The 23,284-nt window shown below is 51.1% G+C and carries 21 protein-coding genes and 3 tRNA genes; 5 read left to right on the top strand and 19 right to left on the bottom strand.

Translation table 11 applies throughout. The annotated features are described in order from the left end of the window. Positions 1-12 precede the first annotated feature (12 nt). Complete coding sequence (locus ACPXV9_RS14725) at positions 13-651, bottom strand: HAD family hydrolase (RefSeq protein WP_423898596.1); 639 nt, start codon at positions 649-651, stop codon at positions 13-15. Continuing rightward, complete coding sequence (gene rluC, locus ACPXV9_RS14720; RefSeq protein WP_423898595.1) at positions 652-1,626, bottom strand: 23S rRNA pseudouridine(955/2504/2580) synthase RluC; 975 nt, start codon at positions 1,624-1,626, stop codon at positions 652-654. It abuts the gene before it with no gap. 673 nt (positions 1,627-2,299) lie between these two features. Between rluC and rne the strand changes: the two genes are divergently transcribed. Further along, on the top strand, positions 2,300-5,182 hold the full coding sequence (gene rne / locus ACPXV9_RS14715) for a ribonuclease E (RefSeq protein WP_423898593.1): 2,883 nt from the start codon (positions 2,300-2,302) through the stop codon (positions 5,180-5,182). Positions 5,183-5,303: 121 nt separating this feature from the next. Further along, positions 5,304-5,394, top strand: a tRNA-Ser gene (locus tag ACPXV9_RS14710). Positions 5,395-5,675: 281 nt separating this feature from the next. On the opposite strand, the gene ACPXV9_RS14705 is transcribed toward ACPXV9_RS14710, so the two are convergent. The 3 genes from ACPXV9_RS14705 to ACPXV9_RS14695 form a co-directional block, all read right to left on the bottom strand. After that, entirely contained in the window at positions 5,676-6,167 is a 492-nt protein-coding gene (locus ACPXV9_RS14705; protein ID WP_423898656.1) for a demethoxyubiquinone hydroxylase family protein, read from the bottom strand. 71 nt (positions 6,168-6,238) lie between these two features. Then, a complete protein-coding gene (locus ACPXV9_RS14700; protein ID WP_423898591.1) occupies positions 6,239-6,379 on the bottom strand; it encodes a DUF2256 domain-containing protein in 141 nt (46 codons plus the stop codon). A 28-nt stretch (positions 6,380-6,407) separates the two neighbouring features. Beyond that, positions 6,408-7,493: a helix-turn-helix domain-containing protein gene (locus ACPXV9_RS14695; protein WP_423898589.1), complete on the bottom strand. Its 1,086-nt coding sequence runs from the start codon at positions 7,491-7,493 to the stop codon at positions 6,408-6,410. 150 nt (positions 7,494-7,643) lie between these two features. On the opposite strand from ACPXV9_RS14695, the gene ACPXV9_RS14690 reads away from it, so the two are divergent. Further along, positions 7,644-8,861, top strand: coding sequence for an NAD(P)/FAD-dependent oxidoreductase (locus ACPXV9_RS14690; protein ID WP_423898587.1), 1,218 nt, complete (start codon positions 7,644-7,646; stop codon positions 8,859-8,861). 24 nt (positions 8,862-8,885) lie between these two features. Here the strand turns inward: ACPXV9_RS14690 and ACPXV9_RS14685 are convergent. From ACPXV9_RS14685 to ACPXV9_RS14630, 12 genes are all read right to left on the bottom strand, one after another. Then, positions 8,886-8,972, bottom strand: a tRNA-Leu gene (locus tag ACPXV9_RS14685). 181 nt (positions 8,973-9,153) lie between these two features. Next, positions 9,154-9,227: transfer RNA gene (locus tag ACPXV9_RS14680), tRNA-Cys, on the bottom strand. Between the two features lie 168 nt (positions 9,228-9,395). Then, positions 9,396-9,950 (bottom strand): CDP-diacylglycerol--glycerol-3-phosphate 3-phosphatidyltransferase, encoded by a 555-nt coding sequence (gene pgsA / locus ACPXV9_RS14675; RefSeq protein ID WP_423898584.1) that lies wholly within the window; start codon positions 9,948-9,950, stop codon positions 9,396-9,398. Between the two features lie 21 nt (positions 9,951-9,971). Beyond that, on the bottom strand, positions 9,972-11,813 hold the full coding sequence (gene uvrC, locus ACPXV9_RS14670) for an excinuclease ABC subunit UvrC (protein ID WP_423898581.1): 1,842 nt from the start codon (positions 11,811-11,813) through the stop codon (positions 9,972-9,974). A 33-nt stretch (positions 11,814-11,846) separates the two neighbouring features. Continuing rightward, on the bottom strand, positions 11,847-12,467 hold the full coding sequence (locus ACPXV9_RS14665) for an alpha-ketoglutarate-dependent dioxygenase AlkB family protein (RefSeq protein ID WP_423898578.1): 621 nt from the start codon (positions 12,465-12,467) through the stop codon (positions 11,847-11,849). A gap of 20 nt (positions 12,468-12,487) precedes the next feature. Next, on the bottom strand, positions 12,488-13,522 hold the full coding sequence (gene murB / locus ACPXV9_RS14660; protein ID WP_423898575.1) for a UDP-N-acetylmuramate dehydrogenase: 1,035 nt from the start codon (positions 13,520-13,522) through the stop codon (positions 12,488-12,490). After that, on the bottom strand, positions 13,519-14,007 hold the full coding sequence (locus ACPXV9_RS14655; protein WP_423898573.1) for a low molecular weight protein-tyrosine-phosphatase: 489 nt from the start codon (positions 14,005-14,007) through the stop codon (positions 13,519-13,521). The genes murB and ACPXV9_RS14655 overlap by 4 nt, the downstream gene beginning before the upstream one ends. A gap of 11 nt (positions 14,008-14,018) precedes the next feature. Beyond that, positions 14,019-14,807: a 3-deoxy-manno-octulosonate cytidylyltransferase gene (kdsB, locus tag ACPXV9_RS14650; protein ID WP_423898571.1), complete on the bottom strand. Its 789-nt coding sequence runs from the start codon at positions 14,805-14,807 to the stop codon at positions 14,019-14,021. After that, positions 14,800-15,822: a tetraacyldisaccharide 4'-kinase gene (lpxK, locus tag ACPXV9_RS14645; protein ID WP_423898568.1), complete on the bottom strand. Its 1,023-nt coding sequence runs from the start codon at positions 15,820-15,822 to the stop codon at positions 14,800-14,802. Before lpxK ends, kdsB begins: the two co-directional genes overlap by 8 nt. A gap of 6 nt (positions 15,823-15,828) precedes the next feature. Next, complete coding sequence (locus tag ACPXV9_RS14640; RefSeq protein ID WP_423898566.1) at positions 15,829-16,251, bottom strand: ExbD/TolR family protein; 423 nt, start codon at positions 16,249-16,251, stop codon at positions 15,829-15,831. Positions 16,252-16,254: 3 nt separating this feature from the next. After that, entirely contained in the window at positions 16,255-16,890 is a 636-nt protein-coding gene (locus ACPXV9_RS14635; protein ID WP_423898563.1) for a MotA/TolQ/ExbB proton channel family protein, read from the bottom strand. A 196-nt stretch (positions 16,891-17,086) separates the two neighbouring features. Continuing rightward, positions 17,087-19,480, bottom strand: a complete 2,394-nt coding sequence (locus tag ACPXV9_RS14630; protein WP_423898560.1) for a DNA internalization-related competence protein ComEC/Rec2 — start codon at positions 19,478-19,480, stop codon at positions 17,087-17,089. A gap of 97 nt (positions 19,481-19,577) precedes the next feature. Between ACPXV9_RS14630 and ACPXV9_RS14625 the strand changes: the two genes are divergently transcribed. Beyond that, positions 19,578-20,039: a flavodoxin family protein gene (locus tag ACPXV9_RS14625; RefSeq protein ID WP_423898557.1), complete on the top strand. Its 462-nt coding sequence runs from the start codon at positions 19,578-19,580 to the stop codon at positions 20,037-20,039. 32 nt (positions 20,040-20,071) lie between these two features. Here the strand turns inward: ACPXV9_RS14625 and ACPXV9_RS14620 are convergent, their stop codons facing one another. Both ACPXV9_RS14620 and ACPXV9_RS14615 read right to left on the bottom strand, forming a co-directional pair. Further along, the gene (locus ACPXV9_RS14620) at positions 20,072-20,698 is read right to left on the bottom strand and encodes a MarC family protein (protein WP_423898555.1); all 627 of its coding nucleotides are present in this window, start codon (positions 20,696-20,698) and stop codon (positions 20,072-20,074) included. Between the two features lie 80 nt (positions 20,699-20,778). After that, positions 20,779-21,969: a methyl-accepting chemotaxis protein gene (locus tag ACPXV9_RS14615; protein WP_423898552.1), complete on the bottom strand. Its 1,191-nt coding sequence runs from the start codon at positions 21,967-21,969 to the stop codon at positions 20,779-20,781. A gap of 217 nt (positions 21,970-22,186) precedes the next feature. Between ACPXV9_RS14615 and ACPXV9_RS14610 the strand changes: the two genes are divergently transcribed. Beyond that, positions 22,187-23,203, top strand: coding sequence for an AraC family transcriptional regulator ligand-binding domain-containing protein (locus ACPXV9_RS14610; protein ID WP_423898550.1), 1,017 nt, complete (start codon positions 22,187-22,189; stop codon positions 23,201-23,203). Positions 23,204-23,284: the final 81 nt, after the last annotated feature.

Genomic DNA, 23,284 nt, shown 5'->3' with positions numbered 1-23,284 from the left:
CTTAAAAACTGATCACGAACAGGGAAAATCCAATAATTCGCGCATTTTCGAGATGCACATTATCGGTTTGTAGGGCATCAATCTGTCCAGAGGGTGAGCACCATAATCAACCGCCACACTCCTCATGGCAGCATTCTGAGCCATCTCAAGGTCAAATGCCGTATCGCCGATCATAACCGCATCAGCTGCCGGTACTTGAAACTCCTGCAACAATTCCTGCAGCATTCTCGGGTGTGGCTTGGATGCGGTTTCGTCAGCACAGCGACTGGCGTGGAACAAATCGGTAAGTTCAAGTTCTGCCAGAACCTTGTTGAGCCCCCGACGACTTTTACCCGTGGCAATGGCAATCTGGTGCCCACGATTTAACAGCCCTTCGAGGGTTTCCAGCGCCGTAGGGTAAAGCGGTGGTGGTGTCGGATCCACCTCCTCAAAGTGATACACATAACGGCTGCGCATGGCCTGAATACCCGGCTCATCAATACCTGGAATCAAAGTACGTACCGCTTCAGGCAAACCCAGGCCAATAATGCTTTTTACCTGCTCAGTCGCCAATACAGGGTGTCCCAGATCATCCATGGCCGACTGCATGGCACCGGTTATTTTTGCGGTTGAGTCACTCAAGGTACCGTCCCAGTCAAAGATAAACAGCATCTAACTCTTGTCCAATCGGTCCATGGCTTGTTGCAGCCGTAAATCCAGCGGCGCCTCGACAAATAACGGCTTGGCGGCGTCCGGCAATCTGACCTCCAGTGCAGCTGCGTGTAAGAACAGGCGGTTAAAGCCTCGTTCTTTCATCTGCCGATTAAATTCATCACTGCCATATTTCGGATCGCCCACCAGACCATGACCTGCATACTGGGCGTGGACACGAATTTGGTGGGTTCGACCGGTAATAGGCTTGGCTTCGACCAGGGTGCAGTCGGAAAATCGCTGCAACACCCGAAACTGGGTTCGCGAAGCCTTACCCGACTCATCGACACGCACCATGCGTTCGCCGCTGCGCAGCTCATTCTTTTTCAGTGGTGCATTAACTTCTTTGCGGCGATTGGGCCAGCGGCCTTCAACCAGTGCGTGATAAAACTTTTGCACCCTGCCTTCACGCAACTGCTCATGCAGATAGCGCAGCATACTGCGGCGCTTGGCCACCATAATGCACCCTGACGTATCGCGATCAAGGCGATGCACCAACTCCAGAAAGTGCTCCTGTGGTCTTACCTGGCGCAAGGTTTCAATCAAACCGAGATTGATACCACTGCCGCCATGTACCGCCAAACCCGAAGGTTTGTTGATGATCATCAGCTTTTTGTCCTCATACAGCACTGAAGCCTCGATCAATTCTGCCAATTGCTGACTGGGTTTTGGAGCCTCTTTGGCATCGGCCACACGCACCGGCGGTATTCGAACCAGATCCCCGGCTTTTAACTTGTACTCGGGCTTGACCCGGGCCTTGTTAACCCTGACCTCACCTTTGCGCAAAATACGGTATATGCGTGATTTTGGTACGCCTTTTAGCTGGGTACTTAGGAAATTATCGATTCTTTGCCCCTCACGATCAGAAGGAATTTCCACAAATTGGACCTTCTGATGGCTCCCGGGCTGGTCTGATTTTGATTGCGTTTGGCTCATGGCGCGGGATTATACCCGCAATGCATAAAAATCACTGCAAAATACCTGAAATAAAGCCCTTTAAACGCAATAGAAAATTGAAGTAAGCCCCTGAAATTGCTATATTCCAAGCCGTTATACGGACTGGTTTCCGGGAACGTAAAGAATCTGAGGCGTGCCACTAGGAAATACCGCGATAACGAACACCGATCACCCGATTTGGCCAACAAACCGCCACGCGTGATCCAAACCGACAATTGCATACATTGCCGCAAAGGTCGCAAGAAAAGAATGTAACTTGTGCCCCCGGTTCAGCTCCAAAAGAGCAAGCTGAAGATTATTCGGCCGGGGTCACATTTAAAAGATGCTCTAATTTAAACAAATTTATAGCTGGCAGCACGGCCATCTTGTCCTAACAAGATATATCCAATCTCTGGATCTCTGCTGCCATGAAGTTTGCAAAAGACACATCAGCGGCACCCTTTAATGCTGCCTGATCTGAGTACATGGTGATTTAAGGGCCTGATCGACAGGCGCTCAAAGGTAAGGCCACAATTGGCCCCGTACCCCTTTTAACACCCAACAGCCGACATTATGAGCTCATAACGGGCAGCATAGTGTATCTCTGAGGCTGATCTTCACTTCTTTTCCCAAGCCTGACCCGGCCTGTGTGCCCATTACAATCAGGAAAAACATGAAAAGAATGTTGATCAATGCAACTCAACCCGAAGAGTTGCGCGTTGCCTTGGTAGATGGCCAATGGCTTTATGATCTGGATATCGAAAATCGCACCCGCGAACAGAAAAAAGCCAATATCTACAAGGGTAAAATTACCCGCATCGAGCCCAGCCTCGAAGCCGCTTTTGTTGACTACGGTGCAGAGCGCCACGGCTTCCTTCCTCTGAAAGAAATCTCCCGCGAATACTTCAGCAAGTCAGGTTCCGGCGAAGGCCGCCTGAAGATCAAAGATGTGGTCAAAGAAGGCCAGGAAGTGGTCGTTCAGGTCGATAAGGAAGAGCGCGGCAACAAGGGCGCAGCCCTGACCACCTTTATCAGCCTCGCAGGACGCTATCTGGTACTGATGCCGAACAACCCCCGCGCTGGTGGTATCTCCCGTCGCATTGACGGTGAAGACCGTGCGGAGCTGCGTGACGCTCTGTCCAAAATCGAAGTACCTTCCGGCATGGGCGTTATTGTGCGCACTGCCGGTGTAGGCCGCAGCGCCGAAGAACTGCAGTGGGATTTGAACTACCTGCTGCAATTGTGGGCAGCCATTAAGACCGAAGCCGACAGTTCGAGCGCACCGCACTTCCTGTTTCAGGAAAGTAACGTCATTATTCGCGCCATTCGCGACTACCTGCGCCCGGATGTGGGCGAGGTTATCGTCGACAACATGGATGCCTATAATCTCGCGTTGGCTTTTGTTCAGCAGGTAATGCCGAACTATCAAAGCAAAGTGAAGTACTACGAGGATGCCACTCCGCTGTTCAATCGTTATCAGATTGAAAGCCAGATCGAGACGGCCTTCGAACGTGAAGTGAAACTGCCCTCCGGCGGCTCCATTGTCATTGATGTCACTGAGGCTTTGATCTCTATCGACATCAACTCATCACGTGCCACCAAAGGCAGTGACATCGAAGAAACCGCTCTGCAAACCAATCTTGAAGCGGCTGATGAAATTGCTCGTCAATTGCGCCTGCGTGACATGGGCGGTCTGGTGGTTATCGACTTTATCGACATGCAACCAGTGCGCAATCAACGCGAAGTGGAAAAACGCATGCGCGAAGCTCTGTCAATGGATCGCGCCCGAGTTCAGGTTGGCCGCATCTCCCGTTTCGGTCTGCTGGAAATGTCACGTCAGCGTCTGCGTCCTTCTCTGGGTGAAACCACCTCGAAAGTATGCCCACGCTGTAGTGGTCAGGGCACCATTCGCGGTACCAAGTCCATCGCCCTGTCGATTCTGCGTCTGGTAGAAGAAGAAGCCCTGAAAGAGCGCAGCGCCGAGATTCGCGCCATCACGCCCGTACCGGTTGCCACCTACCTGCTCAATGAAAAGCGTAATGCCATCTCCAGCATCGAGTCTCGCAACGACACCCGTGTCGTGATTGTACCTAACGAGCAGATGGTAACTCCGCATTTTGAAGTTGTTCGCTTGCGTGACGATGACGCCAGCACCCTTGAAACCAGTTACAAGATCAACACTCTGATTAGCGAAGAGTCTGCCGCTGATGCACTGGTAAAAACCGAGGCCGTTGAACTGCCAAAACCGGCGGTACAGCAGCTGGCACCAGCACAACCTGCTCCGGCACCAACACCAAAGAAAGAAGCACCAAAAGCTGAAGAAGATGGCTTCTGGTCGAAACTCTGGAAGTCCTGGTTCGGTGGCGAAGAGAAAAAACAAGAGGAAGAGAAAAAGCCAAGCGGCAATAAGCGACGCAATACCCGCAACAACCGCAACCGCAATAACCCTCAAAATCGCAACCGCGGTGGTCGCAATAATCGTCGTGATAATAACCGTGACAATCGCGACGGCAACCGTGACAACCAGCGCGACAACAATCGTAATCAGCAGAAAGCTCAGAACAATCGCGACAATCAGCAAGACCAGCAACGTCAGGGCAAAGGCGATAACAAGCCACGCAACGACAAGCAAAACAATCGTCGCAATGAGCAAAAGAAGACTCAGCAAAACCAGCAAACTGATAAATCTCAGACTACAAACCAGGAAGACAGCGCCGATCGTCCAGCAAAGCGCCCTTCAAACAAGCGTGCACGCCCTCAGGAACGTCGTCGCGGTCGTCGTGATGATCAGAATGTGGCAACCAAAGGCAATGAAATTGAAGACCTGAACCAGCAGGTTGGAGATGCCATCGACGCCAAAGAAAGCCAAGCTGCAGCTGCACCTGAGCAGCAGGAAGCCAAGCCGCGCAATAACCGCAGCCGCAATCGCAGCCGTAACCGCAAGCCAAGCAACAGCGACAATCAAGCAGTTGCTACCGAGCAGCAGCCAACTCAAGAGCAACCGGCCGAGCAACAGCAGCAAAGCAAGCAAGAAGCTGTAAAAGCTGAGCCTGCCAAGCAAGCGACAGCGGAGGCAAAAGAAGCCAAAGCCGAAGCACCTGTTGAAGCCAAAGAGATCAAAGCTGAGCAACCTGCAGCTGTTACTTCAGAAGCTCCTGCTCCAGAGGTGAAGGCCGAGCCTGCCACTGAGGTCAACACGCCTGCGGAAGTGAAAGCCCCCGCAACTGCTGAAGAAAAGGCACCAGTAGCTGAAGAAAAGACCTCTACTCAAGCAGAGCCTGCGACCAAGCCAGAAGAGGCGGAGGTTAAAGAAGCTGCCAAATCTGCAGTAGAAAAGCCTGCCTACAATCGCCCGGCCAATGATCCGCGAGTTAACCCAAAACCGGTCACAAGTCTGGAAATCGGTTCACTGGCAATTAACATCAATATGAGCCAACCACTGGATACCGCCACCGAGGCACAGATTGTTCGCAACCCACGCCAACTGGAGCGCCCAGCCAACGACCCACGGGTTGTAAAAGCGGCTCAAAACGCGGTTGAAACAGCAGCAGAATAAGTTAGCTTCTGCTCGTTTTTAACTCAGCCCGTACACCCAGTGTGCGGGCTTTTTTATTATTAAAAATAATGGCTTAGATGGCTTGTACGGCAATAAAAGCCATGTATAATTCGCATCTTCCGGTGGGGTGGCTGAGTGGTCGAAAGCGGCGGTCTTGAAAACCGTTGAGGGTTTGTAGCCCTCCCAGGGTTCGAATCCCTGCCCCACCGCCATCATTCAAACGAAAAAGCCCGGCCTAGTGCCGGGCTTTTTCGTTTGATGACTTGGGGTATTGGATGAAAACCCTCGTTCGATCAATTGCACAGCAATTGAGACCACCGAAGGTGCCCGGAGGGTGTCAAAATGCCAAAGCATTTTGGCAGTCAATCCCTGCCCCCTCTGCTATCGACCAGTCTCTTAAACAGGCTTTTTGTTTTATAGCCGCAACTATTTTCTCCGCTAATTCACCGCATCCTTACCTTGAAACTGCATACGCCGGTGAAGCTCGAACCAATTAAAACTTCTTGGCCGCCTTAACCGCCAATCCAGAACCGCCACTAACAATACTGGACCAAAGCCGACCAATAAAACCCAGCTCCACTCCATCAACCCGGTCATGAGCATCCAATTGGTGGTCGACTTCTTCTTCACAACACCGCTCTAGCAACCTCAGCAGCTTGGGATTGGCATTCTCTTTTTTCAAATATTGAATTTGCTCGCGATAGTGATCCTCAACAAAAGTTTCCACGGCCCTGATCGTGAGGCAAAACGCTTTATAGCCAAACGCCGCAGACAAAAGCCCAAGACCCAATCCCATCACCTTCCACAGAAAGATTAAATGACTACGCTGGCTTGTTGGGACCAAATGTTCCATCACCAAAAGATGCTGGCGTTCAGTTGCCCCGTGCTGCAAAGCCATTGCCCTGATTTCTGCAGACCAAAATGCCAAGCCTGCACCAAAATAAATCCACACTGCGCCGGTTTCACCTGCGTGATTGGAACGCATCCATGCACTGAAATCATCACCAACGATAATGCCCTCAGCACCATAATCGATGAGGGTATCAATTCTGTTCATCACCGCTTCTTTCTGCATTTTTCCGAGCAATATTTGACTTCCTCCCATACGTTTTCCCATTTTTTTCGCCATGCGAATGGCCTTTTACAGACCACACAGGTTTTCTCTGGAAGATTGTGTTTTTTTACACCCTTGGGCATCTCAATACCTGCTGTAACAATTACAAATTTATTGCACCTTCAATGTGGCATTCACATCATGGGATAGGCGAAAACCCTCAGGAGGCAAACCATAAAACGCCTTAAATGCCCGATGAAAATTATTCGGCTGGGCATAACCCAACTGATAGGCGATCTCCTGGATACTGAGTCCGGTGTTTAACAAATAATCTTTGGCCAATTCCATACGAACCTGCAAAACCACCTGGCGAAAGGTCGAACCCGCATCACTCAGATAACGCCTAAGTGTCCTGCTCGACAACGACATTAAAGGCGCTGTTTTTTCCAGACTAAAGCCGCTTTCGACTGGATGCTCAATCAACACTCGTTTCAGGCGTGACACTATGTCCTGGTGATTAATATGATCTTTCAGCAGGCGACGGGACTGGCTATCGTAAACCCCTTGGGCTTCCAGCTTGTTGCCTTTAACGCCAATAAACAGCCACTGCCTCGGAATGGCGAGCAACGTGCGCTCTTTATTGAATTCAACGCGGCACCCCAGTATTTGCTGGTATTGCCACTGATAAGTTGGCGCGTCGAAGTTTAATACGGCGTAACTGGGGCAAGCGGCCACACCATCTGGCAAGAGTGCCTGGATATTTTTCCACATATACACAACCCAGAGTTCCTGTAACGCCCGTGAAAACTCGAGGCCGAGAGGGTCTACATGGCATTCAATCAAGACCAGATCATCCTGGGTACGCATGCCGAAGCTCAGGTATCGAAAGACTTGCCTCGACATCTTGGTACTCAGTTCCAGGCCCTGCTCCAGAGTTGCACTCGATAACATCGCATAACCGGTAATACCGGCATCGTCAATTCTGAATCGCCGGGCCAGACGTAATGCAATATTGGGGACTTCATTTACCTGCAACTGTTTCAAGAGTCGCAGATATTCTTCAAAACCATACCCGGACTCGGGAAGCCACCATGCCTTATCCAGACCACAGTAATGCCCCAGCGCTTGGCGATCGATATATGAAAACTCCTCGACCAAAACTTGCTCAAGGCGCTGTAACTGTTTGATCTCAATAGTTCTAAGTTGATGACCAATGGCGTGTTGACGCTGACTGGCAACAAGTTGATCAGGCTGCATTGTGGTTCCCACTTTCAAACAACTGGACGAAAATGATAGTCCAGACTGGACGATAATGATACAAATTTGGCCCAAAATACTACGCAACTATTTTCAAAGTTACGTAATCTAGCATCCAATTTCCTCACACAAACAAACTGCGAGCAAACCATGACCAACACATGCATCGTTATCGGCGCCAGTCACGCAGCTGCACAACTGGTTACCTCTCTGCGCCAGGAAGGCTGGCAAGGTGACATTAAGGTAATCGGAGACGAGCCCTACCTGCCCTACCATCGCCCCCCACTGTCGAAAGACTTTCTGTCGGGCAACAAGCAAGCCGATGAATTGCTGATTCGCAAGGCGCCCATCTACGAGAAAAACGACATTCATTTCAAATTGAATCAACGGGTAGAGTCCATTGATCGCGCCCACAAAACCGTTACGCTCAGCAACGGTGAAGTTCTGGTATATGACAAACTGGCGCTTTGTACCGGCTCCAGGGTACGCACAGTGTCGTTGCCCGGGGTTGAACTGAAAGGCATCCACTACCTGCGCAACGTGCAGGATATCGAAGCCATTCAGCAGCATCTTGTCCCCGGTAAAAAAGCCGTCATTGTCGGTGGCGGGTATATTGGTTTGGAAACGGCTGCATCCCTAAAAAAACAAGGCATGGACGTCACCGTACTGGAAATGGCGCCCAGAGTATTGGCCCGAGTAACTGCCCCGGAACTGTCGGAATTTTATACCCGCATCCACAGCGAGGAAGGCGTCAATATAAAAACCGGCATCGCTGTATCTGCCTTTGAAGGCAACCAACAGGTAGAAAAAGTAGTCTGTGCCGATGGCAGCAGTTTTGCGGCAGATCTGGTTGTGATCGGTGTCGGCATCGTTCCCAACGTAGAACTCGCCGAAGCCGCAGGACTGCAAGTCAACAATGGTATTGTGGTAGATGAATACGCCCGAACCAACGACCCGGATATAGTTGCAGCTGGCGATGTTACCAACCACCCTAATGCCATCTACAATATTCGCTTGCGACTTGAATCTGTCCCAAATGCTACTGACCAGGCCAAAAGTGCTGCTGCCAGTCTCTGCGGCAAAGAGAAACTCTATAGTTCCCTACCCTGGTTCTGGTCCGATCAATTTGATCTGAAACTACAAATAGCGGGGCTCAGTCAGGGCTATGACCAGGTCATTCTGAGGGGCGATAAAGACAAGGGTCGCAGCTTTGCGGCGTTTTATCTCAAAGAGGGCAAATTGATCAGTGCCGATTGCGTCAATCGACCGCAGGAATTTATGTTCAGCAAGCGCCTGATTACCGAGGGCAAAGACGTGAATGTACAGCAATTGGCCGACGAAACTGTCGCCATGAAAGATCTGTTATAAAGGGAAACTAAAGGAATCAAACAATGGTGCCTCGGGCCGGACTTGAACCGGCACGAACTTGCGTTCGGGAGATTTTAAGTCTCCTGTGTCTACCAATTCCACCACCGAGGCATTCGGGATGTTTTTTTATAGTAGGTTTGGTCCCTACTTTTATCAGCCCGCCGGGCTGAAACCTGTGGTCGCTATCGGCTCCTGCCTATCGCGATACTTGTGCATCCTGCACATCGTCTACCAATTCCACCACCGAGGCAGGTGCCCTGCTCTAGAAAGTTTGAAACAGAGAAGAGAGAAGTGGAGGCGCGGGTCGGAATCGAACCGGCGTACACGGAGTTGCAGTCCGCTGCATGACCACTCTGCCACCGCGCCTTTTCAGCAAGTTTAACGAGCGAATGTCGCATCACCTGAGAAGCGCAGGATTCTAACGGAAAGCGATTGAGATTCCTAGGCCGAAAAGTAAAAAAACTGATAAATTTTAAAACTCACAGATTGGCTTGAGCGCTTTAAAATCAATTAGTTACCTGCGACTCATATCGATCATTCATCAGCCATCAAGTCCGGCCATGCCGCCCGCAGATAGATCACCATAGACCACAGGGTTAAAGCCGCAGCAAGATAAAAGAGGACATACCCGGTGTGGTACAACCAACCGTACCAATCCGGACTGAAGGCCAGCAACAAACCGATCGAAAGCATCTGCACCGTGGTTTTTATCTTGCCAACATAGGAAACCGCGACACTGGCGCGCTTACCCAGCTCGGCCATCCACTCACGCAACGCCGAGATCACAATTTCACGACCAATAATGATTACCGCAGCGATCGTGAATAATGGCTGGGAGTGGTACTCCACCAGCATGACCACAGCAACGGCCACCATCAGTTTATCTGCAACCGGGTCCATAAAAGCACCAAGTGGCGTGCTTTGATCGTATTTACGGGCCACATAGCCATCCAGCCAATCGGTAATGGCCGCTAGGGTAAATACCGCTGCAGCGCCAAAGTGACTCCACTGGAAAGGTAAATAATAAACCACCACGAAAACAGGGATCAGAATCAGGCGGGTCAGAGTCAATTGGTTAGCTAGGGTCATACGTAACGTCTGTGATTTCAATTAATGAGAGTGTAAAGCGCCGTAGATCTCTTCGGCAATTTTTTTACTGATCAATGGTACACGGGCCAGATCATCAATGCTGGCTTTTTCTACACCTTGCATGCCACCAAAATGATGCAGCAGGGCTTTGCGTCGCTTGGCACCAATACCGGGAATGTCTTCAAGCCGTGATGTGCGGCGCTTTTTATCACGCCGTTGCTTATGGCCAGTGATGGCAAAACGATGCGCCTCATCGCGTATATGCTGAATCAGATGCAGCGCCGGATTATCTGAATCCAGACTGAGCTCACGACCGCTATCACCCAGCAACAGGGTTTCAAATCCGGCTTTTCGGGTGCTGCCTTTGGCCACACCAATTAACAGCACATCGGATACGCCCAACTCGGCAAACACCTCTCTGGCCTGAGTCATCTGGCCCTTGCCCCCATCGACCAGCAAAATGTCGGGGAATACACCCTCTCCTTTCTGTAGCCGGGTATAGCGACGTTCCAGAGCCTGGGCCATGGCCGCATAATCATCACCGGCGGTAATACCCTCGATATTGAAACGCCGGTAGTCACTTTTCAAAGGACCGTTGCCATCAAACACAACACAGGAAGCGGTCGTCAGCTCGCCATGACTGTGACTGATATCGAAACACTCCAGTCGTTCTGGCATCTGCTCCAGACCCAGCACCTGCTGCAGCGCCTCAAACCGCTGCTGAACATTCTGTTTGCTGACCAGACGCGCCTGCAAATTTTCTGCTGCAGCATTTTTACCCAGTTGCAGCCACTTGTTGCGCTGTCCTCGACACTGATTCTGAAACACTATGGTGTAACCCAATTGTTGTCGTAAAGCGTCTGCCAGAGGCTCAAGCCCGGTTAATGGCTGACTTAACAAGACTTCTCTCGGGTAATCGCGCTCAGTGCCCTGCAGGTAATACTGCTCCAGAAAGGACTTGAAAACTTCCTCATCACTTTCCAGCAGCTGAACCTTGGGGAAATGGCTTTTACTGCCAAGAATTCTGCCTTCACGTACATAGAGCACCTGCACACACACGACACCATTTTTTTGCACATAAGCCACAACATCCAGATTGCCTATGCCGCCTTCAATCACTTGTTGCGCCTGGACCTTTTGCATCGCCGCAATCTGATCGCGAGCGACCGCAGCTTTTTCAAACTCGAGATTTTCTGATGCCCGCTCCATGTCCGCCACCAACTCAGAGATCAGCTCCTGACTTTTGCCACTGAGGAACATTTCGACATGGCGCATATCCTGAGCGTAGTCTTCGGCACTGATCAGTCCGACACAAGGTGCCGTGCAACGATTGATCTGATATTGCAAACAGGGCCTGCTGCGATTGCCAAATACACTGTCTTCACACTGGCGAGTGCGAAAGGTTTTTTGTAAAAAAGCCAAGCTCGATTTGACTGCTCCGACATTTGGGAATGGGCCAAAATAGCGATCCGACTTGCGTTTGGCACCACGATGCATGGACAGGCGTGGAAATTCATCTTGCTGAGTGAGCCGGATATAGGGATAGGATTTATCGTCTCGCAGCAAAATATTATAGGGCGGACGCTGCTGCTTGATCAGATTTTGCTCCAGCAGCAAAGCCTCCATTTCCGTAGAGGTAATCGTGACCTCAATGTGCTGAATTTTACTGACCAGAGCGCGGGTTTTAACTGCCAGTCCTGAGCTACGGAAATAGCTGCTCAACCGGTTTTTAAGATTTTTGGCCTTGCCGACGTAGAGGATGGTACCTTCTCCGTCGTACATCTGATACACACCCGCCTGAGTGGTCACCTGCTTTAGAAAAGCCGAGGCATCGAACTGATCGCTGGAAGATGAATTGGACATAAAATCAGTGTACAGACCGTCTCAAGGCAGAGTTCAATTACAAATTTGGCGGAAGGTCAAATTGATGCGCGCATCTGTGACACCCCGTTGCTTGGGAATCGTATGATACCAGAAATGCTGGGTTGACCCCGACATCACCAGCAGTGAACCATGGCTTAAAGACAACTCAAATGGCGCCAAATCCTTACGCCGACGGTGCTTCATAACAAATCGCCGGGTTGTCCCGAGACTGATCGAGGCAATAACCGGGTTCTTGCCCAGCTCTGGCTCATCATCACTGTGCCAGCCAACACTGTCGTTGCCATCTCGGTACCAGTTGGCCAGAACCGAATTAAAATCGTACCCGGTTTTATCCTGGATCAGCTGACGGATAGTCAACAGCAGCGGCGACCAGTCGTTGCGAGTCATCGTCAAACCCGAGTAACGATAGTCACAATCGTCGTCTCCGTACCAGGCATTCATACGGGGAATAAGCACCGGCTTGCCATACATGGTGATGGTCGACTGTTCCCAATTTAACGACTGCTGTAGCTCGGTTAACCAGCGATCCGCCAAATCCGTTCCGATAAAACCGGGAAAGAAATCCAGCTTTGCATCGGGTAAAGAAATTTCAGATCCACTGCCATCGGCAAATAAATCAATTTGATCAGACATAGGGCACAACAAAGTTTAACTCAGGCGTAAACCCGAGGCTCAATTTCGAGATCAACGCCAAAGCGCTGAGCTATATCATCCTGAATCCTGGACGCCAGCGACAACACATCACGGCCATTGCCCTGCCCCGGATTGACGATCACCAGAGCCTGACGCTCATGCACGGCAACGTCACCGTCACGATAGCCACGCCAGCCCGCCTGATCAATCAACCAGCCGGCCGCCAGCTTGAACATGCCCTTGTCGTCCGGGTAGGCCACAATGTCCGGGTGCGCCTGTTTCAGACTGGTATATACGGACTCAACAACCATCGGGTTTTTAAAAAAACTACCGACGTTTGGTAACGTCTCTGGATCCGGTAATTTACTGCGACGGATATCGCACACGGCATCAAACACCTGAAAGTGCGTTGGATCGACAATATTGCGTTCATCAAAATACTGCTGCAATGCCGGATATCGAATCGCAGGGGATGACTCCAGCGGCAACTTCAGGGTGACCGATGTAATGATGTAGCGATCTTTGAATCTCTGTTTGAAAATACTGTCACGATAGCCGAAACGACAGGCATCGCGATCAAAATTGACGCTCACGCCACTGCTGATCTCCACCGCACTCAACTCGGCGAAAACATCACACAATTCGGTACCGTAAGCCCCAATATTCTGAATCGGTGCAGCACCGACACTGCCCGGAATCAGAGCCATATTTTCCAAGCCCCAGTAGTGGAACCCCATGCAGTACTTAATTAATTCGTGCCAGTTTTCACCCGCGCCGGCTCGTAGCCAAACATGCTGATCGTCTTCCTTGACCACGTCTTTATCCGTGATGGCCATTTTGATCACCAGACCATGGAAATCATCAGCCAACACCAAATTGCTGCCACCACCGAGTACCATAATGGGGATATCCCGCTCGGCGTTGATACTTTGCTGCTTGCGCCACTGCAGAGCTCGACTGAGATCATCAAGGGATTTTACTTCGACGAAATAATCCGCCTGAGCGGCCACATTCAAGGTATTGAATGGTTGAAGATCTGCGCCATGAACAATCACTGTGAACCCACCCCGTGGCGAACCCGGATATCTTCCAGCAACCCTTGTGCTGCATCCTCAACCAGATCCAGAACCTGTTCGAATCCCTGCGTCCCGCCATAGTAGGGGTCGGGCACCTCGGACTCATCAGCGTCTGCAAAATTCAAAAACAGCGCCAGACAACCTTTATAGCCTTCAGGCTGGATCGCCTTCAGTTCGGCAAAATTTTGCGAATCCATGGCCAACACATAATCAAATTCATCAAAATCCGAAGGTTGCACCTGACGGGCTCGAAGGTGGGTTAAGTCATAACCTCTTGCGGCCGCCGCAGCCGCAGAACGGGGATCCGGGGATTTGCCCGTATGCCAGGCTGCTGTACCTGCGGAATCCGTGGTGATGGCATCCGATAGACCGGCTCGCTGAACCAGCATTTCAAACACGCCATGGGCAGTCGGTGAACGACAGATATTTCCCAGACACACAAATAATACGTTTACGCTCACCACAGATCCCTTGATTACAACAAACCGTCTTCTTCGAATATGCCGCGTACCCGCGCCAGATCCTCGGGCGTATCCACGCCGCCTGGCACCAGTTCGCAAGCATGCCCCACATGAATTCTGTGGCCATTCCACATGATTCTGAGCTGCTCTAGACACTCAAGTTCTTCAATCAGAGTCACGGGCCACAACTGGAACTCGTGCAGCAACTTCACCCGGTAGGCATAAATGCCTATGTGACGAAAAAAACCGGGTTGCACAGGCAGGATACTCTTGGTTGCTGCAAAGGTATTGCGTGGCCAGGGAATCGATGCACGACTGAAGTAGAGTGCAAACCCGTTTTTATCGGTAACCACTTTCACCGCATTGGGATCAGTAAATTCTTCAATACTGGCAATGGGATCGGACAGTGTCGCAGCACTGGCTTCAGGGTTACTCGCCAGGTTTTTGGCCACCTGATCGATCACACTCGGTGGAATCATGGGCTCATCGCCTTGAACATTGACCACAATGTCGTCTTCATCGAACTTCAGGGAGGCCACAACCTCCTGAATCCGATCAGTTCCTGATTCGTGATCAATACAGGTCAGAAAGCATTCACCGCCAAACCCCTGTACGGCGTTGATAATCCGTTGGTCATCCGTTGCAACAATCACACGTGAGGCACTGCTTTTCATTGCCTGCTCATAGACATGCTGAATCATTGGCTTGCCGGCAATCAGCTCCAACGGCTTTCCGGGAAGGCGACTGGAGTCGTATCGGGCTGGAATTACCACGGTAAATTTAACGTCCATCGAATCACTCATTGTTGTTCTCCAAAAAATTATCCAGCGTTTCCCAAAAGACTTTATCGATTTGCGCTTCTACGGCCAGATACCACCAGTCCGGTCGTGCAAAATTACGACACTTAACGGCATCCTTGGCCGTCATCACCAATGGCGAGTCACCAACAAATGCGAGATCCGCTGGCGAAAAAGCGTGGTGGTCCGCAAATGCCCTGCCATCAACCTTCAACCCCAATGTTGCGAGGGTATCGAAGAATCGCTGGGGATTGCCAATACCCGTAATGGCAGAGATGACAGCAGCATCTTCAGTATTCCAAGGTTGATCGCCGACAGCGGCCTGACAGACACCGTCATAGTCGCTGCCCACTCGCTTCCAGGCGGTTGGCTTGAGGATCATGTGCGCAACGGCATCAACCGATTTGGTCTGCAAAGGTTCCTCGCCGTTGACAACCACACAGTCGACACTCAGAAGTCTTTCGGGAGATTCACGTAAAGGGCCGGCCGGCATGCAAAAGCCGTTACCCATCTGACGACGGCCATCTACTACGCAGATTTCAAATTGTCGGGCTAATCGATAATGCTGCAGGCCGTCATCGCTCAGAATGACATCACAGCCAAACTTTTGTATCAGTCGCTCGGCTGATTTTATACGATCCGAACCAACCACCACCGGGCACTGGGTCTCCATGGCGATCAGCAAGGGCTCATCGCCACTGTGGGCCGGATCAGATAACGACGTAACATCAAAGGGATAATGGGGAGCACGCCCACCATAACCGCGACTGATTACGCCGGGTTTATAACCTTGAGCCACAAGATGTCGGGCAAGCACTATGATCAAAGGCGTTTTGCCGGTGCCACCTATGGCAATATTGCCCACCACAATCACCGATGCCGCTAATGGTTGTGCTCTTGATTGCAACCACCAACGCCGCAAACAGGCCAATAATTGCAACAACCAGGCAAGCGGCAACAGCAAGTAAAGCCACCAACGCCCTTGATACCAGGCGGACAACACTCGTTGCTCATCGGCCATGCAGCGTTACTCTTCTTCAGCGGGCTTGCGAGTGGTCATACTCAGGTGAACAAAGCCTGCCTGGCCAGCGGCGTCCATGGCGGTTACAACCGCTTGATGTGGGGTTTTAGCATCTGCAGTAATGATCAATGGCTGATCCAGCTGCCCTTGCGACACCTCCAGTAAAGCCTTCTTCAGGGTCTTCATCTGGTTATTGACCAGAGCCTTGCCGTTGACCGAATAATCCCCCTGAGCGCTGATCAGAATTTCCAGTGGTTCACTCTGTTTGATACCAGGTTCACCAACGGCTTCCGGCAGATCCACTTTAAGGTGTGTTTCCTTGGTAAAGGTAGTCGACACCATAAAGAAGATCAGCAGCAGAAACACCACATCAATCAAGGGTGTCAGGTTGATACTCTCTTCTTCTTTGGTCTGGCGTTTGAACTTCACGCTTCAGCCCTGCCCGTTTTCTTTGACATCAACTCGACGCTCAGAGTGGAGCGCATCCACCAGTTTGACGGCATCCTGTTCCATCACAACCATCAAACCGTCGACTTTACGACAGAAATAGCGATGCAGGATCATCGCAGGAATAGCAACGCACAGACCGGCTGCGGTAGTAATCAGGGCCTCGGAAATACCGCCAGCCAGAACCCCGGCATTGCCCGTGCCCTGCATCATAATCGCAGTAAACACCTTGATCATGCCGAGCACGGTACCCAGCAAACCAAGCAAAGGGGCAATCGCGGCAATGGTACCCAGCGCCCCCAGATAACGTTCAAGATCGTGCACAACCTGGTTGGCCGCCTCCTGAATACTGTCTTTCATCACCTCGCGACCATGACGGGAATTACTCAACCCTGCGGCCAGTATTTTGCCCAACTCAGAAGACTGTTTAAGCTCTTTCAGCTTACCGGCATCCATCTGGTTATTGCGCAACCAACCCCACACCTGTGCCAGCAGGGGTCTTGGCGCAATTTTGTCGGGGTTTAATGTCCAATAGCGTTCAACGGAGATGGCAATTACAGCAACAGAACACAGAATAATCGGCAGCATTAGCCAACCACCGGCAGAAACTATCTCAAGCACGCGAGAATCCCTTAATCATTAATTCTTATCTGATGGCTTATATGGATAAGCCTTAAAAAAGCAAACAACACATTGATCGAGGTGAACGCTTGAGCACCAATTGGCACAGAATTAGACCAACTCTGCCGCAATCGCTTCCCCCATCAGCGAATCCAAAGACTTTACCATATTCAACGGGCTTGGGAATGGCGAAATGCTAACGCCAATACCGTTGCTGTTCCGACCTGAAACCGCGAACCTCGTATTTGCCATTGGAGGCAATAACCACGGTAATGGCTCCCTCTTCTGCGGTGAGCAGCACCCGGGCACCATTGGCACGATAGCGATCCACCACCGATGTGGCCGGGTGCCCATATTGATTAAGGTAACCGGCGCTGACCAGCGCCCAATCCGGTTTCAACCCATCAATAAAGGACGGACTCGAAGACGTTCTACTACCATGATGTGGCACCAGCACAACATCCACGTCAGCCTGCAACGCCCTGTGCCCCAAAAGATCCCGTTCTCGCTCAATCTCTATATCGCCGGGCAACAGAATTCTGACGCCAGCATAACTGATCAACAGCACACAGGAGTGATTATTGCTGTCCTCTACCCCTGCCATTGATTGCTGGCTTTGCCAACCCAACGTTTCGAAGCCAACGCCATCAATCGACCATTGACGATCGACATTACAGGGATGGAATCCAACCTGAGTTGCCATTAATACATCATCCTGCCCCATATAAAGGAAATCGACAGGGTAACCTTCAAGAACATGACTCAGAGATCCCGCATGATCGCTGTCGCCGTGACTGACAAACAGGCCGGTTAGTTGCTGGATATTTTGACTGCGTAAATAGGGTTCCAACACGAATGAAAAATGAAAATCTCGCCCTGTATCAACCAGCCAGTGCCGATCCCGATGATGAATCATGACGGCCAGCCCTTGACCAACATCGAGAACCCGCACCACCAGACCGTCAACGTCTCTGGTACCCTCTCTATCAACATCCCCCAAAAAACCCAGCCCCACTGCCAGAGCCGACAAACACCTGAATAAAACAGGCAGCGGCAACAACCACAGCACCAAACCAGCAAGGGCACTGATACGGGCAACATCACCTGATATCGCTACTGGCTCAAACAGCCACCAGCGTTCAAACACGGCTGCAGCGTCAGCAATTTGTACCACAGCCACCGAAAATTGACCCAGTAACGTCAGAGACAACTCGGCCAAAAACAGAAACAATCCATCATCCACAAAGTAGCCAAACAACATCAGAAACAGCAAGGGAGTCACCAAAAAACTCACAAGTGGTACTGCCACAATATTGGCAAAGGGCGCCAGCAAAGTGACCGGTAACCCGGCAAACCATTGCAACAGGCCAACCCCCAACAACAGCACCCACTGTGCCTGCAATAAGCCCAGCCAAAACGACCCGGACTGTTGATACCCACCTCGAAAACTGGCAATCAAAACCGCAACAGCACCAAAGGACAACCAGAACCCGACATCATAAAAGCTCAGCGGTTGCACCAATAACACCACCGCCATAGCCAGCCACCAGGACAGCCAGGCACTGACGCTGACACCGGACAACATCAATAACCCCCAGACTGTCAGCATGATCAGCGCCCGTTGAGTCGGCAAAGAAAAACCCGCCATGGCGGCATACAGACAGGCCAGCAGCCAGCCACAGATCAACATCGCTACCGGCGCAATCACCAACCCATGACAACAGACATTGAGGCTGCGGCCGATCAATACACCAATAAACCCGCCTACCCCGGCAGCCAGCCCAATATGCAATCCGGAAATGGCCAACAGGTGAGCCAGACCAAGAGACTGCATGGGTTGGCGCTGGGTTTCGGTCAGATGACTTTTGTCACCCAACAACAGCGCCAACAACAAACCCAGCCCGTCAGTCTCTCCTGAAATATCGGCAGCCAATACCAAAGCAGTTCTTACGTCATCGCGAAGTGAGTCGATTGACCCGATATTGGCCGAAGCAAGTCGACGATTGTGCTCAGAATCCCGCACATAACCCGTGGCCCCAATCCCCCGACTCAAAAGCCAACGTTCATAATCAAAGCCGCCGGGATTCTGATAACCATGGGGCCGCTTGAGCTTTACCAGCAGCTGCCAGCGCTCACCACTGGCAGGAGCACGATCTCCGTACCAGTTAACCCTGACCTGATCGGGCAGCTCTACCCGTCCATCTGAACAATCTGGCTGCACCTTAATACAACCGTATTCAACCGCGATGACTAACCGGTAACCCCGGCGCGCTGAATCAAAAACAAACGGCGACGGCAATCCAACAACTCGACCCACCAGAAGTACAGGCCGTTTTTCCAGCTCGGCAGCCAACCGATCATCGATACCCGATTGCCCCCAATAGCAACACCATAAAGCAGAGCCGCCAAACGCCAACCCCCAAAACCAGACTTGCTTCAAGCGAGTGTGCATCGGTGCGGCCCGTAAGAACCAAAGGGCTCCGCCAACCAGCCACAATATCCACACAACCACTAACAGATGCAGATCGGGCAACCGGGGCAAGATACCCATGACAAAAGCACCGCAAACCACCACAATAATCAGTAACATGACCGACACCTGAAAAATTCAGGCAACCATAGTCCGGGTCGAAGCGACCGGGTATGGACAGCAGGTATTAATCCTTCATCAACAGGCCGACCGCCCCATGAAAAAGCTGTTGCTTATCGCCCACGCGCCTTCTGATAACACCCGAAACATGGTGAATGCCGTCGTATCAGGGGCAAACAGTTATGAGTCTGAATGCGTCGAAATCCAGCACCTCCCTCCACTTGAGACCCAACCGGAAGATCTTCTTTCAGCTCAGGCCGTTATCCTCGGCACCACAGAAAATCTGGGCTATATGAGTGGCGCGCTTAAGGATATGTTTGACCGTTGCTACTACCCCTGCCTTGAACAAACCCAGGGACTGCCCTTCGCTTACTTTATTCGAGCAGGTCATGACGGTACTGGCACACGCAGAGCAATAGACACCATCACCACTGGCCTGCGCTGGAAAACGGTACAGAAGCCTCTGATTTGTCGCGGTGATTTCCAACCGGAATTTCTGGAACAGTGTCAGGAGCTGGGGTTATCCATGGCAGCCAGTCTGGATGCAGGGATTATTTGAAACGGTTCTGAATTCAGAACTCGGGATTGAGTTTAGCCGGCAAAAAACTGCTTGAGCCCTACCAACCCCATCTGAATACCAATGGTTACCAACAGCAAGCCTCCGATTCTGGAGATGCTGGCCATAATGGAAGGCTTGATTTTTTGAATGGCGCGACTGCCCCAAGTAAACGAAAGAAAAGCCACCAAGGCCACAATACCCACAGCAATCAATGCACTGAGGACCGGCTGGACCGCCTCCGGGTGAGCCACAATGGAAATGGTGGTAGCGATGGCCCCCGGGCCAGCAATCAATGGCAGGGTCAATGGAATAAACAGCGCGTCATTCTCTTCAGGTCCATCTTTGCGCACATTTTCACCCTGAGCGTGTGAACCCCCGCCACCAAATAACATCTCGCCACCCATAATCACAATGAGTAAACCACCGGTGATACGAAAGGCGTTCATATCGACACCAAGCAGTTCCAGTAATTGCCGACCAAATATGGCCGTGCCACCCAGCACCAAGAGAATATAGAAACAGACCTTTACAGCAGCAGACTTGGTGCCCTGACCTGTGCCAGCGATGGCGTTATTGAAAAACAGCACCTTGACGGCATCGTATGGGGAGGTAATAACCAGCAGCGACACTGCAGAGCGAATCAAAAAGTCTATATCCATGCACCACCCGACCCCAGTCTGTTAATGGATTGAGTGTAGCAGTGATATTCAGCAGCAGACCCTGAATCGGTCACTGCAAATCAAAACAGGTCGATATCGCCGTCCTGCATCGATTCCTGCTGTTTCGAAACGGAAATATGTTTGAAGTGACGCAAAACATCGAGAAGCTCTTCAAACTTGGCTTGATTGAGTTCCTCAGAAGAACAAAAGGCTACCGACTCGGACATCAGCGAGCGGATGACATCGAAACGATCCACCAGCTGCTGAAGTTGCTGGATGGAAATGTCTTCAAACTGCAACTGTACAATGCTGTCTCCCACCATGCTGTCAATCTGAGCAGCGGCAGCAGAAACCAGCTCAGACCGTTGACTGGCGTCCTCTGCCAGCGCTTCAACATTCTTCCACATATCCGTGATCTGTTTCTGCGAATCGGCCTGTGCAGACACATCAAAATTGGTAACAGTATCAATATTGTCCTTAACCGCCTCAATGTCACCCGACAGAGTGACAATAGACGTGCGAATCTGCTCACTGAACTCTTCTGTGCGACGGGATAAATTTCTGACCTCATCGGCCACAACCGCAAACCCACGACCGGCCTCGCCAGCCCGGGCAGCTTCAATCGCAGCGTTAAGGGCCAGAAGATTGGTTTGGGCATTGATGTTGACGATATCGGTAAGCAGACCTTCGACTACCGCAACTTCATTGAGCATTGATTCAAAACGTTCGCTGGAAGTGCGCCCTGCCGTGTAAATTTCTTCGAGAGCGCTGATCATTGAGTGGATCACCTCATCGGACATTTCCGAATAGGTCTGCCCGCCCTCTTCAGCAGAACTCTCCGGGTGTGCCAGCTGCACCAGATTTGCCACCAGCTCATTGAGCTGCTCTTTCTGGACGGATGAGGCATCGCGCAAGCCAGTCAAACTGCCATTGAGCTTGCTACTGGCGTTACTGACCACACTTTTAACGTGATGGATATCTTCCAGAGTTTCATTTATCTGAACGTAGGTGACTCCGAAGACATCGCTCATATACTCCAGATCGGAGCGGATTGTAGCGACCTCGGCCGCAACCTCCGATGAAATTGAGGCAGTCACTTCACCACCGTCATCCAGATACTCTCTGAGCGTCAAAGCACACAGAGAAACCAGCAGAGCCATCATGGCGCCAATTTCTGAATCAGCAATAAAAAAGATGGCGGCAGCTCCGGCAGCTAATACCTGTACAACGATAAAAGGTTTTGGCTGTATACGTTTTTCTTCTGTCGCCAAGAACATACCCTCAAAAATGAAACGACCATTTCAGGTTAGACAATAATGCATCGACTGACACTTTATTCAGTCAATTACCAAGATAACGGCGGGTTCAGGTGATTCATTACCCCGCAATTTACTTATGGGGCAAAAATTCACGTATCATGGCCACAATTAAGGTTAATCTGGCTCTGCCGTACTTCTCGGCCCGCCTTTTTATAGCAACAGATCTTCTATGGCAACCATTGGCACCCACTATATCCATACAGCGCTTGGCGGCGCCAAAGCCAGAGGGCTGGTCCCCCGCGATCTGATTCGCCAATGCCGGATCCCGGAAAAACCCCTGAACGACCCCAAGGCACGCATCGCCGTCCCCTTGGTGGCCAAGCTCTATGACCTGATTGCCAAGGAACTCAATGACGAATTTATGGGGTTTACCGAGCGCCCCTGCAAAGTTGGCACCTTCAATCTTATGGCCGAGTGGGTCTCCTACGGCGAGACACTGGAAGATCTGCTGACCCGCGGGATTCGTTTCTACAATCAGGTCACCGATGAAATCCAGATGTCACTTGAGTACGAGGGCGATCACGTCTATCTCACCAGTCACTTTCGCCGTCAGGAGCTGGACTTTGAGCACTTTTTTATCGAGTACTGGCACGTTATCTGGCACCGATTTGCCAGCTGGTACATTGGCAAGCCTATCAAATTACTGGCCGCCTATATCAACTACACCCCTCTCGACAGTGAAGAATTCCTGCTGTTATACCGCTGTCCGACCCACACCAAAAGCAAAGTAAATCGGTTGGTATTCCATCGCAGCTATCTGGAACAACCGCTGATCAAGAGCAAACAGGAACTGGAAGTATTCTTGCGGCGCGCCCCGATTGATCTGTTGACAATCCCGGGGGAAGACACCAGTTTATCTGCAAAAATCAACCAACTACTGGGGGATAAAGGCAGCGCCCGGCTGAGTTTCCCCAATTCGGCCGAACTGGCCAAAGAGCTGGAAATCAGCGAACAAACCTTAAGACGTCGCCTGTCCGAGGAAGGCACCAGCTACCAACAGATCAAAAACAACCTGCGCAGTGATCTGGCAGTCAAGTTGCTCGCCAACCGCAACCTGAGCATTGCCGAAGTGGCCAACCGTCTGGACTTCAGTGAACCGCGGGTCTTTACCCGCGCCTTCAAACAATGGACGGGCTACACACCCAAAGATTTCAGAGCGCAAAAGCAGATTAAATCCTATCGCTAACCGCCTCGCTCAATCGACCGATTGCCTCCATCGTTAATTATTCCATCCAGATCAATTAATGCTCGATTAATTCCTTGTTTT

It is taken from the genome of Candidatus Pelagadaptatus aseana, from assembly GCF_040362265.1.
Lineage (GTDB): Bacteria > Pseudomonadota > Gammaproteobacteria > Pseudomonadales > Cellvibrionaceae > Pelagadaptatus > Pelagadaptatus aseana.
Note: the sequence above shows the minus strand (reverse complement) of the source record. Positions and strands in the feature narration are given on the sequence as shown.